This is a genomic window from Reichenbachiella sp., from assembly GCF_039941815.1.
Taxonomy (GTDB): Bacteria; Bacteroidota; Bacteroidia; order Cytophagales; family Cyclobacteriaceae; genus Reichenbachiella.
In genome coordinates, this window is the sequence record NZ_JBDVDW010000059.1 from 1 (window position 1) to 14,716 (window position 14,716).

Genomic DNA, 14,716 nt, shown 5'->3' on the forward strand with positions numbered 1-14,716 from the left:
CAATCATAAAGCACTTTGAAATAGACACTTAACATATATTTATTGAATCACCATAGCGGTGCTATGCCTCTTCAATATAAGTGCCTCTTTCTTTGCGCTTTATGCTTTCATCACGATTCCTAATGCATAATCCAGGTTTAATACGCTCAAAAAAGGCTGTCAACGCTTGCATTTGAAGCGATACACACCAATTTCAATTCGTATCAGTGACTTTAATTTACTGGTAAGCTATGCTGAAAGAGTCTTCTATACCATGACTTCGGTCAAAGGGCATTCTGATCATTGTCACCGAAAAATACCGAGCCTCATAACCTCTGAGATGGCTAACCAAAATCCTAAACTAGATTGATAAATGTCATTCGTTTTAAGGTGCGACAGTTGTAATTTGCCCGTGTCTGATAACAATCTTAATTCCTCCTAGGAATACAACAGACTACATAATTATCAAATGGAGATGGACTACAAGGACTACTATAAAACACTGGATGTAGCAAAAAAAGCCAGTCAACAAGAAATAAAGAAAGCCTATCGAAAACTGGCCGTGAAATACCATCCTGATAAAAATCCAGACAATAAAGCAGCTGAAGAAAAGTTCAAAGAAATCAGCGAGGCTTACGACGTGTTGGGTGATGCGGAAAAGCGAAAAAAAATATGATGAACTCGGACAAAACTGGCGTCATTTCCAACAAGGCAACTCACAAGGTGATTTTGACTGGTCTCAATGGCAGCAGAATCAGCCTGGAGGAGGAAGTTATTCGTTTGAGGGTGATCCTACTGGTTTTGGACAGGGTGATTTTTCTGACTTTTTCAATAATATTTTTGGAGGACGTGCAACGGGAAGAGAAAGAAGTCAGTCTGCAGCTTTTAAGGGGCAGGATTATCAAACGAAGATGGACCTGACACTAGAAGAGGCTTATCACGGCACCACAAAAATTCTCCAACTACATGACCAAAAAATAAGAATGACACTGAAACCAGGTGTGAGAGATGAACAAAACCTTCGCGTAAGAGGCAAAGGAGCTCCAGGTATCAATGGTGGGCCAGCAGGTGACCTTTATGTTCGAATCCATATTCCGAAACATCATCTCTATCAGAGAAAAGGTGCTAATCTCGAACAAACCGTAAATGTCGATCTATACACCGCGATTCTCGGGGGGAAAGTGCAGGTAAATACATTTACAGGTAGTTTGAATGTTACTATACCTGCTGGTACGCAAAATGACAAACTGCTCAGGCTCAAGGAAAAAGGGATGCCTGTTTATCAAAAGAAAGGAAAATTTGGAGATATGTTGGCGAGAGTAAAAGTAAAAATCCCAACTTCTCTTAGCTCTCAAGAAAAAGAGCTTTTCAAAGAATTGAAAGAAATTTCTAACCCAAAATCTAAAAGTTATGTTTAAAGTAGAATTTTATGATGATCTCACCAGGCACTTATATTCACCGTGGTGGATGTATTTGGTTTTGGGATTGAATTTTATGCTTCTGGCAGTATTAATTTTCATGTTTCCAGAATTTCTTTCCTGGCTGGTGGCTGCGTTTTTACTAGCCAACGGTTTCATTTTTTTGGTTATTGCCTGGAACGTTTGGCGTATTCGCCGCAGGTATCACAACTGGAAGAGAAAACATACTATTCCTGTGGAACAATAATCAAGAATCTCTTCACTCTTAACTATTTAGGAACTTGGTATTCTGATTTCTTTCATCCGGTGAATTGATGAAAGTCATTCCCATCCTACATGGTGTTCAATACATTTGAATAGAGTTAAAAAAGACGATTATGGCTACCTATCCGATTATCCCTACATCAAAGTCTTATGGCACGCCAAAAGCCATTGAGCATTTCATGGAGGCGGTCAGTCAATCCTACCTCATATTTTATGCATCTGATCTGTTATCGGATTTAGGATATTCTGAACTGTCAGAACTGAATGAAGGCCTGGCACGAGCAGTTGCCATTTGTGAAACTGTAGATATACCAGTCGATGAGAATATAAAATTAGTATTTAGAGATAATCAGGCCCAGCTCTTTCAAGATTGGAAACTGTCCAGGTTGAGTCGCTATCTGCTGATGGTAAATGGTCAACCATCCAACCCTACTGTAGGACACACCCAGGTTGATATGTATTACAAATTAGACAAACTCAATAAAACACTATCAAAATGAAAAATTTAAAGCATGCAGGCTATGATTATCTTCTTGAAGAAAGCCTGGAAGCCCTTCACAGAGAAAGCCAAATCTGGTCATCAGAATTGAAGCTGTGGGAAATTGAATTGGCATTTTTCCAAAAGTTATTGGATAGAAACTCTCAAAATTTCACTTCTAACGAGGAGAAAAAAAAGATGGGTCATTTTCAAAATCTGGTCTCCTACTATACTGGAGAGGTCTTAGACAGGTTTGACCAAAAGATAAAACAACACGAAAAATACCTGGCCGGAGAATTGGCAAACAAGGAACAACTCGATGAGTCGGTTTATAGAAAAAAGCATGCCGAGATTGCCAGCCATATTGGTGCTTTTCGTATTGAGTTTATTATGTACAAACGTGAGTTTTTCAATTTTATAGAAAGGGTCATGTAGCGATTAATTCATTAAAATATTGCGTCATGCAACGGATCATATTCATCAATACTCTCGCAATCGTATGAATAGGAATTCGACATTGAAACATGGCTGAAAATGTAAATTATACACTCATGAAAATTAACAACATACTAGTACCTACAGATTTTTCTGACTGCTCTATTCGTGCACTCAAATTTGCCATAGAATTGGCCAAAAAAGCTGATGCACACGTTCAAGTCGTTCACGCACTCTCCATGTCTATTGCCTATAATGAAATTGCCATACCACAAGAATACGAGTATACCGAGGCTCAGGCGTTTGACAGGTTCAACGAACTGAAAGAAGATTTGACTGAGCTGGATTCGATCACGCACAGCTTTTTAGTGAATAGCGCAGCTACGGCTGAAGTCATCGGCGAAACCGCGGAAATGAGAAAAGCAGATCTGGTCATAATGGGAACTTCTGGTGCATTTGGCTTAGATGAAATTCTACTTGGAACTAATGCCTTTAATGCAATAAAATCCACTGACTGCCCAGTAATTGTTATTCCCGAAAAAGCCAGTTTCACCTCACCGTCGAGTATTGGTCTGGCAGCTGACTACCACAAAGTGCCTGTAAAATCAGTATTTGAACCGATCATTGTTCTTGCCAAAATGTATGGCTCACAAGTACATATATTGAATGTGAGCAAGACCAACAAAATAGGTAATCAGGAATCTCATCAAGCCAAAAAATTCGAACAGTACTTCAAGAATATTCAACACACGTACCACTTCGAAATAGAAAAGAACGTGGAAGAAGGTATCAATAATTACTTATCAAATCACAAAATTGACTTGATGGTGATAGTAAAGCGCCAACACAGCCTGATGGAAAAACTATCCAAAACCAGTGTACTGAAAAAAATGGTTTTTCATACCCATATCCCTTTACTCATATTACCTGATCGTCCAGAAGATTAGGTGTTTTGTAGGTCGACATTCGGCCTCAATGCTGATATCAAAACAGTAATATGATGTTTAGAATTTTATTTGCATTTGTGCTTTTAATACACGGCATGATCCATTTTTTGGGCTTTGTGAAGGCCTTCGGTTTTTTTCCGGTGGATCAACTTTCTCAGCCTATCTCCAAACCTCTCGGTCTGATTTGGTTAATACTAGGTACGCTTTTTCTAGTCGGTATATTCAGTCTTCTGACCAATAAGGAGTGGTGGATGTTGTTGCCAGTAGTCGCCGTACTTTCGCAAATATTGATCTCTATCTATTGGCAAGATGCTAAATATGGGACCATTATTAATGCACTGATCCTTTTGGTTTGTATAGTTGCGTATGGATCATGGAGCTTTGATCGTAAGGTGGACAATGAAATAAGTATACTTATGGACCCGAACGGTAACTCAGAAAAGGTGATTACGAAAGAAAGTATAAATCACTTACCTCCTATTGTCCAAAAGTGGATGGACCGCTCGAAGACGCTTGACAAGCCTCCAATACAATTGGCATATATGAGGCAAACAGGAAGAATGAGGACTACTCCAGACGGCAGATGGATGGTTTTTTCGGCCCGACAATTTATCAACGCCGAGAAGCCGGGTTTTGTCTGGCAAGCCCATGCCAAGGTCTTACCGCTTCTTCATATTTCGGCACGAGACAAGTATATCAACGGCCGTGGTAACATGCTAGTTAAATTTCTCTCATTGGCTAACCTTGCCGACGTAAATGGAAATGAAATAGACCAAGGGGCCTTGTCCAGGTTCCTTGCTGAAATGATCTGGTACCCATCGGCTGCTCTAAATGAGGCGATCACTTGGAAAGCAATTGACCAGCATACTGCTGAGGCGATCATAAAATACAAGGATGGGTCAGCATCCGGTATATTTAGTTTCACACCTCAAGGGGATGCAATAAGTTTTGACGCGCTTAGATACTACGTTAACAACAATCAATCTTCACTAGAGAAATGGCACATCGAAATAGATGAAAACAGCTATCAGGATTTTGAAGACAGAAGAATACCAACAAAGGCCTCCGTCACCTGGAAGCTGAATTCAGGAGATTTTACATGGTACAAACTTGAAGTGGAAGAGGCCATATATGATGTCTCCTACGACGACTAAGCGTACTCATTGTATCTAAAAGCTCTGATCATAATCATCCCTTCACTTGACAGTTATCCTTCAAGAGAGGGTTTGCATTTCCTAGCTTTAAGCTAAAAAGTCATGGACAATATCAACCACTTAATCAAGCAATCAGAATCACCGGTCTTGGTAGATTTCTATACCAACTGGTGTCAACCGTGTCATCATATGACCCCGGTAATAGATGAGATAGCCCATGAAATGGCTGGTAAAATAGAGGTTCTTAAGGTCGATGTGGACAGAAATATGACCTTAGCTACGGAGTACAAAGTGAGAAGTATTCCTACTTTCATCCTCTTCTACAAAGGAGCCATATTGTGGCAGCAATCCGGCATCATCGCCAGACACGTGATGGAGGCAGAAATTCGGAAATCCCTTATCCCACAATCATGAATAGAATATTGATACCTGTTGATTTTTCCTCTAGCTCGGATAAGGCTGCAGCATTTGGCATTCGAATAGCCAATGCCATCAAAGCGGACGTTACCTTCATCTACGTAAGTCCTGTTCCGGCTGGAGGGGATGTCACTTTCTTCATCGATGAGCCTATCTATGAAGCGAGTAAATCCAGAGCCACACAAGAATTTGAAAAACTGAAATCAAGAATACCCGAGTTAAAGGGCACGAACTATGATTTCAAATTTGAAATTGGCTTTCCTGTAAAGTCTATTGCTAAAACCGTGGAAGACATTGATGCTGATTTGATCATATTGGGTTCCTCAGGTGTCAATAATAAACTCGATGAAATATTCGGTAGCACTGCCTACAAAACCATGAAGCATGCCCGTTGTCCGGTACTCATTGTCCCTGAGGGTTTTGAGCCCACTGTGACAAAACACATTGCAATTGCCACAAATTTTAAGGCTAAAATTGACTTCGATATTGTTGAAATCATGTACTTAATTGCCAAGGCACTGAATTCAGAAATTCATGTAGTAACAGTTGTAGACGAGCCCAAACCTCATAGAGATAAATTCATCAAGCAGCAAATGACACTATGGGCCGAAATACTAAAGGAGGTTCGCCATCATTTTCACTTTATCGAAAACGGAAATGTGGAAGAAAGAATGCTTGACTATGTGGAAAAAAATGGTATTGAAATGCTTGTAGTAATGCCTTCCAAACTCAACTTTGTAGAAAATCTATTTCACAAAAGTGTCTCCAAAAAGCTGGCTTATCATACGCAGGTACCGTTGCTTGCCTAAATGACAACCACCCCTTGACCACTACCGAATACTTTGATAGTCGATCGGGGCATCGATTTTAGAGAATACAATCTGCCAAAGCTGATTTTGCCCTGCTTTAAAGGTACCAGCACTGCTCAGCAAGTAGAAGTTCCACATTCTCTTAAAACTGACCCCGTATTGGTCTTTAATTTTTTCCCAATTGTTGTTAAAATTTTGATTCCAGGCATGCAACGTTTTTTCATAATATGAGGGAAAATTATGCCAATCCTCAATTTTCATAAGATCCACTGATGCTTTCGTGATCTGATGAGCAGATGGAAGTACGGCATTTGGAAAAATGTACTTATTGATCCATGGATCTAAATGTGTAGACTTCTTGTTGCTGCCAATGGTATGTAGTAAAAATAGACCATCATCTTCCAAACACCGATCTACCGTTTTGAAGTATTCCCGGTAATTTTTATAGCCGACATGTTCAAACATGCCGATAGATACCGCTCGCTCGAATTTCTCATTTAAATCACGATAATCTTGCAGCCTGATGTCAACGTCCAATCCAGCGCAATTCTCTTTGGCCAATGCCAGTTGTTTTTTGGATATCGTAATTCCCGTGACTTTTGCCCCATACTGCTCTGCAGCATATTTTGCAAAACTACCCCAGCCGCATCCTATGTCTAGGACCTTCATACCCGGAGCAAGTTGCATTTTTCGGCATATTAGATTCAATTTGGCCTCCTGCGCCTCATCCAATGTATTGGCGTTTTTCCAATAGGCACAGCTATAGTTCATTCTTTTGTCTAGCATGAGTTCGTAGAGATCATTACCCAGGTCATAGTGCTTCTCGCCTACCTGGAATGCTCTATTCCTACTCTGAAGATTAAACAACCTGGCCTTGATAGTATTCCATATTACCTCTTTCGAGCGTCTTATTTTTTTGTCTAATCTGGCTCGCCAAATACGATCAATTAATTGGTCCAAAGCCTCACAATCCCACCATTGATCCATATAAGATTCGCCAAAAGCCATAGATGATCCAGCCAACAATCTGGAATAGAAGTCCGGATGGTATACCTTTATATCCCAAGGTCTTTGTCCGTCTATTTTCACATCTGAGATCGACAATATGTCTTCAACCGTTTGCTTTACTGATTTATGTTTCATGATCTTCAATAGTCTGTTTAAACCAAATTTAAGCCTGACATTAACACCTTGAAATGACAGAAATCAAACGATTCAATGATTTCTACAAGGTTGATTCCTAATCTGGATGGCAGTTTTATTTGATCAAATGCGACGATTCAATTCCCTACTTGCTATCAACTGATACATCTTGGCTCTCTGCCTGACAACGGTCATTGTCGCTCCTATGATTACATTTTATATTGTATAACAAAATGGAAAAATGTCTACAAAATGTTAAGTGTTAAAAAAGAAGGCATACTGCTTGAAAAAACGAACAATGGATTTGAAAATGAATCGGTTTGCAATCCCGCAGCCATCAGAGAAGGAAATCATGTCCACTTGTATTATAGGGCCATAAGACAGGGCAACTACTCTTCTGTTGGCTACTGTAAAATGGATGGGCCGCTAAGAATTATTGAGCGAAGAGAAAAGCCTATTCTATTCCCCGAAGAACCTTATGAGTCGCAAGGCACCGAGGACTCTCGTATCACAAAAATCGAAGACACCTATTATCTCACCTATTCTGCCTACGATAAAGTCAATGTTTTTGGGGCCTATGCTACTTCACAGGATTTAATCACCTTTGAAAAGCACGGAATCATTACTCCTAAATTTACTTATCGTGAATTCAAACATTTCATCGAATGCTGTAGTGGTCTCAGTGACAAATATCTCTTCCATTATAAACTGTTCAAAGAACACGGATTGGGAGAAGAGCTATCAAGGAAACTGTTTGTGTGGGATAAAAATATCTTTTTCTTTCCAAAGAAAATAAATGGGGATTATGCGATGATACATCGCATCCACCCTGGTATTCAAATTGTCTATTTCAAAGACTTCTCAGAACTGACCTACGACTTCTGGAAGGATTATATGATGAATCTGGAGCAATACATTATTATGGATCCCAAGCTCCACCACGAATCCAGTCATATCGGTGGGGGCTGTCCGCCCATAGAAACCGAAGACGGGTGGTTACTTATTTACCATGCTGCCGAGGACACGCCCGAAGGATTGGTATATCATGCTTCTGCGGCATTATTAGATCTGAAGGACCCTCAAAAAGAACTTGGCAGATTGTCACAACCGATGATCTCCCCTACCTATCAATGGGAGAAAGAAGGTGTAGTGAAAAACATCATTTTCCCGAGCGGTGCAGTCGTTTTTGATGATGTCGTCTACATATACTATGGCGCGGCAGATTCGAGAGTGGCCACAGCGTCTGTAGAGTTGAGTGAATTATTAAATGAATTGAAAAAACCTGAAAATCAAAACCATGAATAACACTAACCTAAACACCGGAAACGAGATACTGTTTATCACATCTTATCCTCCCAGGGCTTGTGGAATAGCCACCTATAGTCAGGATTTGATTGAGGCGATAAGAGAAAAATTTGGTTCTTTTTCCTTGAAAGTATGTGCGCTGCAAGAAGACAACACGACCAGAAATTATCCCGAGGAGGTAAAGTACATCCTCAATTCATCGGATTTTAGCGCCTATCTACAATTGGCTAAAAAAATCAACGAAGATGAAGCGATTAAGATCGTATTTGTTCAGCATGAATTTGGCCTATATGGTGGTCAGTATGGTGAGTTTCTTTTGAGTCTACTACACGCTCTTGAAAAACCTGCTTTGGTTACATTTCATACCGTCCTTCCAAAACCCGATGGCAAACGGAAAAAGACTGTGCAAGCCATAGTTGATGCCTGTGCTCAGTCGATCGTAATGACCAAACACTCGTCAGCTCTCTTGCAAAAAGCCTACGAGATTGGCGAAGAAAAAATCACAATAATACCTCATGGCACGCACATGGTGTCATGGAAAAACAAACTACAAGTCAAAAAAGCTAATCATCTGGAAAACAGACTTGTACTAACAACATTCGGGTTACTAAGCCCGAACAAGAGTATTGAAACAGCCTTGGACGCACTGCCCAAAATCGTCGAAAAATTTCCCAACGTACTCTATTTGATTCTGGGAAAAACACATCCGGGCGTGGTCCGCAATGAGGGCGAAATCTATAGAGAATCTCTGGAATCCAAAGTAGATAAATTGGGGCTTAGAAACAATGTGCAATTTGTAAACAAATACCTCAGCCTTGCGGAATTGTTGGAATACTTACGCCTGACAGATGTCTATCTGTTCACTTCAAAAGACCCCAATCAGGCGGTCAGCGGAACTTTTGCATACGCCATGAGTAGCGCATGCCCCGTGATCTCAACGCCGATCCCTCATGCCGTAGAAATGCTAAATGACAATGCGGGTATCATTGTAGACTTTCAAAATCCGGAACAGTTGTCCAATGCGACTATCCGATTGTTGGAAAACAAGGCCTTGAGGGAAGAATTCGGGCTAAACGCTTTTCATCAGACAAGAGCTTCCGTCTGGGAAAATGCTGCAATTTCTCATGCTAAAGTTTTTAATCGATATCTGGATGACAAAAAGCCTCTTTTATATAATACGCCAAAGATAAATCTCGATCACATCCATTCTCTGACTGATCAAATGGGGATGATACAATTTTCTATCATTAGCGATCCCGACATCAATTCCGGATATACACTGGATGACAATGCCAGAGCACTGATTGCCATTTGCCTACATTATGACCAAACCAGAGATGCTAAAGATCTAGACCTTATTACCACCTATCTAAATTTCATTGATCATTGCCAACAGCCTGAGGGAGATTTCCTCAATTATGTAGATATAAAGGGAAATTTTCACGATCAAAATAATTACACCAACCTGGAAGATTCTAACGGGCGCGCCATTTGGGCACTTGGTACCACGATCGCACATCATGAAGTGCTACCCAGCGCATTAGTCGATCAGGCCGAAGCTATACTTCGAAGGTCACTAGTCGCTGTCTCGAAAATAAAATCACCGAGAGCCATCGCGTTTGCGATAAAGGGACTGTATCAGGCCTATCAAAAAGATAGAGCAGAACAAATCTTGCACTTGCTCGACGGACTGGCCAGCGTGTTGCAAGACAAGTACTTCACGGTATCTGATTCAAAGTGGAAGTGGTTTGAAGAATACCTAACCTATGCTAACAGTGTACTACCGGAAGCTATGTTATATGCATATTTAGCCACAAAAAGAACATGCTATAAAGAAACCGCAATCACTTCATTCGATTTTCTCCTGTATCACTTATTCAAGGCGGGATCTATCAGGGTAATTTCAAATAGAGGATGGCTCCAAAAAGGAAGCATTCCCAATAGGTATGGTGAGCAACCCATCGAACTTTCCTATACGATCCAGGCACTGGACCTGTTCTATCAAGTATTCAACAACAAATCCTATCTAAAAAGATTGGAAATAGCCTTCAACTGGTTTTTAGGTAATAATCACCTGAATCAGATCATTTATAATCCGTTAACCGGAGGGTGCTGCGACGGACTGGAAAAAGATGGTATCAACCTAAATCAGGGAGCCGAATCCACTGTATGCTATTTAATCGCCCGTCTGATTGTTGAAAAGAACAAAAATGCTCTTCGAGACAAGCGAGCAAAAAGGGTTCGATTAAACAAAAAGAAAGTCTTTGGCACTCACCAACTGGTACCTAAAATCCCACAGGAGGCAAAGGCTAACCCCGTAAGAAGAGTATAGACTCTAATGCAGACATCTACGATGCTGGAACGACAGAAGCATTTCAGCTGCTCAGTTTTTCTCATCTCAAAAAGAAAGAAAAACATAAGTCAATACTGGTTTTTGACAGGATAGGAAAATGGCAAATTTATCTTATCAATTTCCATATAAGCATCAAATAAATTAATTTTCATTTTTGACAAAATGCGCATCAGGAAAGATATTAGCTATTCGCAGAGTATCTGACCAATTATCGGAGAAATCGCATAGTCGTCAAACCCTTCTGACGGTAATTTGAGAAGGGATAAAACGATCAAAACACCTTTTTTCCATATTGGCTTATTTTGACAAGATTTTTACTTTATGACACAAAACTGTCATGAGTTTCAATACAACCAAATATGGACTTAGACATAGTTGAGATTATATTAATCACTAGTCTGGTGAACTCTATTTTGCTTATGCTAATGGTATTCCTCAATAAGAGGAAGCAAAATAAAGTCAATATAATCCTTACCCTCTTTATTTTCCTGACCTCTCTCAACTTCGCCAGTTGGATCATTGTTCCTTACCTGAGCTATACTTATCCTTGGTTTTGTCTGGATCACTTTCCGGTCGTGTTTTTTCTAGGACCGCTGTTTTATGAGTTTTCTAGCATTATCAATCCAAAAAATCCCCAAAGAAGGAATTTTTTGAGCTCTAAAATTCTGTTTGTAGGATATTTTGATGTCCTACTGACCAGTGCAGTTTGGATCTATCTATACTTCATTGATCCAGAGAAAAAATTTGAGGTCCTGTTTGACGTTTTCGCCTTGCATATCTACGAAGCACTGGCTGTTTTGTACAATGGATACTTCGTTTATAAAGCCATAAAAACTTTCAACAGAAGTACCAGCAAACCACAGAATCTTAGACACGTGTTTATGGTCATAGTAATCATCTTTTTTTTGTGGATCGGTTCATTCCTTGCTGATCTTTCAGTTTACCCATCTCAGATTCCAGATAGCGCATTTTACCCTTTGTGGTTGATGATGTTTTATCTGAATATATACTTGGTCTATAATTTCCTATTGGGTCCGACGAAGTCCATCCCCTCCGCCTCCAACTCCTCAAGAAAGGAATCTGAGAAAGATGGTGCCCTGGCACATCAGTTGGAAATACTCATGACAACAAACAAGCTCTTTAGAAATCCAAAGATTACACTGGCCTCACTGGGTGCCGAGCTAGGCGTTAGTTCTGCGCGTACTACATCAATCTTGAAGGATCATTTCAAAATGAACTACTATGATTTCATTAACAAATATCGAGTTCTGGATACGATCGAGCGTATTAAAGCAGGAGATAATGAGAAGTTTACGATTAAAACTATAGCGGATGCATCCGGATTTAGATCCAAGACTACCTTCACCAAAGCTTTTAAAAAAGAAACCGGTATGCTCCCAAAGGAATATATCGGTACAATCAATACATAAAAGTCCAACTAAAGATGAACTGGACTTATTCCTGTTTCAGTGGTAAGAAATAATCGATTTGGCGTCTATAGCTTTGTCAAAAAGCAACCAAATGAAAAAGACCTTAGCCACCCCGATTGTATTACTTGCCTTGTTCGTAAATAACATCTCCATATTTGGGCAAGCAATATCAGCCGATCCCGAAATAATTAATGAACTTATCAATCGTACGCTCATTGTAGAACAACTTGAGCCTGATGAAGAAATAGTGGCTTCATTTGATAAAAGGATAGCTAAAGCCAAAAAACAGGTTCTCGTAGACAAATATGCAGCCGAAAAGGAAGAGTACTTATTGTTCGCAGAACAGTATAATGAGCTTATCTCTCGTGCAGCTAGCGAGGTGTTGAAATCTCACGAGTCGATTGAATATAAAACATCATCTGAGGTAAAAAAACTACGTGAAGATGGCTCCACAGATTACACAGTTTTGTATTATTCTCCATACACCATCGCAATTTCCAATCTTCATATTAAGTCATTGAAGTATTCGAGAATAGAAAACAAGAAAACAGACTATTCTTTTTTCTTACCTGCTATTGCTCACCGCGATGAGGCGGAAATAATGAAATACGGTGATTATAAAATTGCCCTAAAACTCATGGTGAATCACCTCGAAGGGATCCGAACGACACAGAAAAAGAATTACCCATTTATTAACTACGCAAAAGATCAGGCAAAACTGAATTGTGAAGAAAAGGCTGGGAATGTCTTGACCATCGATCAGCAAATGATACAGAAGAACCAATCTGAAGAGGCAATGAGCAAGGCTTTTGGAAATTCGGTCAATCTAGGGCCTACCTCTGCTCTCATGGACTTAATCGAAAATGATACAGACCAGTTGGTTGCTCTGGCAATACCTCTTAGTATCGTTACCGGGACATCCCCATCTGGTTCGGCGCTGAATGTATCTACGTCCAAGATAAATGTGATCAAGTGCCTGGTGAATGCCAAGACTGGAAAGATTCTGGCCTCAACAGGGCAAAAGGCATTTGCATATTTCAATGCCAAAGACTTGAAGAAAATGAGTTCCTGTCAATAAGAACTGAAATTGATTTATACTGACTCAGATCAGAAAATGATCTATTTGTAGAGGTCAGAAATTCTGAGGCTAACTCAAATCTTCTTTGGCCTGATGTGAGTGTTTTGAAACCATGACAATAAGGTTATCGAAAACGATATAACAAGCTGATATTCAATAGTTTGAAAGTAATAATATTGATTAACAAGCAACCATCCCAGCTCAAAAAAGCAGAAGTTTTTCTTTTCATTATCCCCGTTGATTTAAGTCATTGAGCCTATTGATAGACGTCATTGTGTGCTATGATTAAGGCCCTTACATTTAAGCATAATTAAACAGTATGTGCTCATATAATTTGAGCTCATTGAGCAGTGAAATGTAAATTAACAATCAATAGATTCTTTAAAATGAAAACTATAGCGCTTCTTATTATGACGTGTTTTTCAACATGGTCGTTTGCACAGTCTGAAAGAATTATTATTCAGAATAAACAACAAGATGATACTTATCGCGCAGGAGAAACCATAAAGGTAAATGCTGCCATACAAGGGGACTTAGTCGTAGCTGGAGGAACTCTTACGTTCAATGATAGTATCAATGGAGACTTGACAGCAGCTGGGGGCGAGTTATTTCTCAACGGCTATATAGAAGATGATGTACGTATAGCTGCGGGAAGGGTAACTATAGACTCAGAAATAGGCGACGACTTAGTTGTTTTTGGTGGAGAGGTCATCCTTGCCAGGGACGCTATTGTACGTGGGAATCTTATTTGTTTTGGAGGGAATATTGAAATAAATGGCGAGGTACATGGAAAACTTGACGTTAGAGGAGGCGATATTTTGATTGATGGAACCATAAGAGAAACCTCAAAAATAGTCGGCGATGGGATCACTATCGGATCGAACGCTAAGTTCTACAAAGAACTTCAGTACTGGAATAGTGAGGGGGAAATTGATTTTGAAGAATCCCTGATCAATACTAATGCCCAGTTCAATGAAGACCTCAAGGAAGAAAAATCAGAATCATCCTTAACCACTTTTGGTACCACTTCGGTGAAACTATGGGTGTTCTATGTTTTGTCCGCCTTTCTAGTTATCCTGGTATTACACGCACTCTTTAGAAAAGCATTTTCAGGTGCAGTCGAAGGTATAGAAAATAACTTATTGAAAAGTTTTGGTTTTGGGTTGATTTATCTCCTTGGAATTCCACTATTAATCATCCTTGCCCTGCTCATGATTGTTGGCATTCCCTTGGGACTCTTCGCGACTGTTATATTCATATTTAGTCTTCTTTTCGGACATTTAATCGCTGCTTTGCTTGTAGTTTATTATTTCAAGCACAAAAATGAAAAGGATTGGGGTTTTTGGAGCATTACGTTCCTAGCCTTGTTGTGCGCTGTCCTATTGCGTCTGCTCACCATCATTCCGCTTGCTGGAATATTACTTTCTGTAGTTATACTTTCAATCACCTATGGTGCATTGACTTTGAAGGTACTGCAGTCTCAGAAAGAACTGATTACAACTTAGT

The 14,716-nt window shown here is 39.8% G+C and carries 15 protein-coding genes; 14 read left to right on the plus strand and 1 reads right to left on the minus strand.

Annotated elements, in window-relative coordinates; all coding sequences use genetic code 11:
- Positions 1 to 454: 454 nt before the first annotated feature.
- The 9 genes from ABJF11_RS12700 to ABJF11_RS12740 all read left to right on the plus strand — a co-directional run bounded on the left by ABJF11_RS12700 (position 455) and on the right by ABJF11_RS12740 (position 5,901).
- Complete coding sequence (locus ABJF11_RS12700; protein WP_348120244.1) at positions 455 to 655, plus strand: DnaJ domain-containing protein; 201 nt, start codon at positions 455 to 457, stop codon at positions 653 to 655.
- Positions 630 to 1,397 (plus strand): DnaJ C-terminal domain-containing protein, encoded by a 768-nt coding sequence (locus tag ABJF11_RS12705; RefSeq protein ID WP_348120245.1) that lies wholly within the window; start codon positions 630 to 632, stop codon positions 1,395 to 1,397. Before ABJF11_RS12700 ends, ABJF11_RS12705 begins: the two co-directional genes overlap by 26 nt.
- Entirely contained in the window at positions 1,390 to 1,644 is a 255-nt protein-coding gene (locus tag ABJF11_RS12710) for a hypothetical protein (protein WP_348120246.1), read from the plus strand. The genes ABJF11_RS12705 and ABJF11_RS12710 overlap by 8 nt, the downstream gene beginning before the upstream one ends.
- A gap of 130 nt (positions 1,645 to 1,774) precedes the next feature.
- The gene (locus ABJF11_RS12715; protein WP_348120247.1) at positions 1,775 to 2,161 is read left to right on the plus strand and encodes a hypothetical protein; all 387 of its coding nucleotides are present in this window, start codon (positions 1,775 to 1,777) and stop codon (positions 2,159 to 2,161) included.
- Complete coding sequence (locus tag ABJF11_RS12720; protein WP_348120248.1) at positions 2,158 to 2,574, plus strand: hypothetical protein; 417 nt, start codon at positions 2,158 to 2,160, stop codon at positions 2,572 to 2,574. Before ABJF11_RS12715 ends, ABJF11_RS12720 begins: the two co-directional genes overlap by 4 nt.
- Before the next feature lie 116 nt (positions 2,575 to 2,690).
- Positions 2,691 to 3,521: a universal stress protein gene (locus tag ABJF11_RS12725; protein WP_348120249.1), complete on the plus strand. Its 831-nt coding sequence runs from the start codon at positions 2,691 to 2,693 to the stop codon at positions 3,519 to 3,521.
- Positions 3,522 to 3,571: 50 nt separating this feature from the next.
- Positions 3,572 to 4,675 (plus strand): DUF6544 family protein, encoded by a 1,104-nt coding sequence (locus ABJF11_RS12730; protein WP_348120250.1) that lies wholly within the window; start codon positions 3,572 to 3,574, stop codon positions 4,673 to 4,675.
- Positions 4,676 to 4,777: 102 nt separating this feature from the next.
- Positions 4,778 to 5,089, plus strand: coding sequence for a thioredoxin (trxA, locus tag ABJF11_RS12735; RefSeq protein WP_348120251.1), 312 nt, complete (start codon positions 4,778 to 4,780; stop codon positions 5,087 to 5,089).
- Positions 5,086 to 5,901 (plus strand): universal stress protein, encoded by an 816-nt coding sequence (locus ABJF11_RS12740; RefSeq protein ID WP_348120252.1) that lies wholly within the window; start codon positions 5,086 to 5,088, stop codon positions 5,899 to 5,901. Before trxA ends, ABJF11_RS12740 begins: the two co-directional genes overlap by 4 nt.
- Positions 5,902 to 5,922: 21 nt before the next feature.
- Here ABJF11_RS12740 and cfa read toward each other — a convergent pair whose 3' ends face one another.
- Positions 5,923 to 7,044: a cyclopropane fatty acyl phospholipid synthase gene (gene cfa / locus ABJF11_RS12745; protein WP_348120253.1), complete on the minus strand. Its 1,122-nt coding sequence runs from the start codon at positions 7,042 to 7,044 to the stop codon at positions 5,923 to 5,925.
- Positions 7,045 to 7,296: 252 nt separating this feature from the next.
- Between cfa and ABJF11_RS12750 the strand changes: the two genes are divergently transcribed.
- The 5 genes from ABJF11_RS12750 (at position 7,297) to ABJF11_RS12770 (ending at position 14,715) form a co-directional block, all read left to right on the plus strand.
- Entirely contained in the window at positions 7,297 to 8,349 is a 1,053-nt protein-coding gene (locus tag ABJF11_RS12750) for a hypothetical protein (protein WP_348120254.1), read from the plus strand.
- A complete protein-coding gene (locus tag ABJF11_RS12755) occupies positions 8,342 to 10,681 on the plus strand; it encodes a glycosyltransferase (protein WP_348120255.1) in 2,340 nt (779 codons plus the stop codon). The genes ABJF11_RS12750 and ABJF11_RS12755 overlap by 8 nt, the downstream gene beginning before the upstream one ends.
- A 380-nt stretch (positions 10,682 to 11,061) precedes the next feature.
- A complete protein-coding gene (locus ABJF11_RS12760; protein ID WP_348120256.1) occupies positions 11,062 to 12,132 on the plus strand; it encodes a helix-turn-helix domain-containing protein in 1,071 nt (356 codons plus the stop codon).
- Positions 12,133 to 12,223: 91 nt separating this feature from the next.
- Positions 12,224 to 13,210, plus strand: coding sequence for a hypothetical protein (locus tag ABJF11_RS12765; protein WP_348120257.1), 987 nt, complete (start codon positions 12,224 to 12,226; stop codon positions 13,208 to 13,210).
- A 386-nt stretch (positions 13,211 to 13,596) separates the two neighbouring features.
- Positions 13,597 to 14,715, plus strand: a complete 1,119-nt coding sequence (locus ABJF11_RS12770; RefSeq protein ID WP_348120258.1) for a polymer-forming cytoskeletal protein — start codon at positions 13,597 to 13,599, stop codon at positions 14,713 to 14,715.
- The last annotated feature ends 1 nt before the right edge of the window (position 14,716 follow it).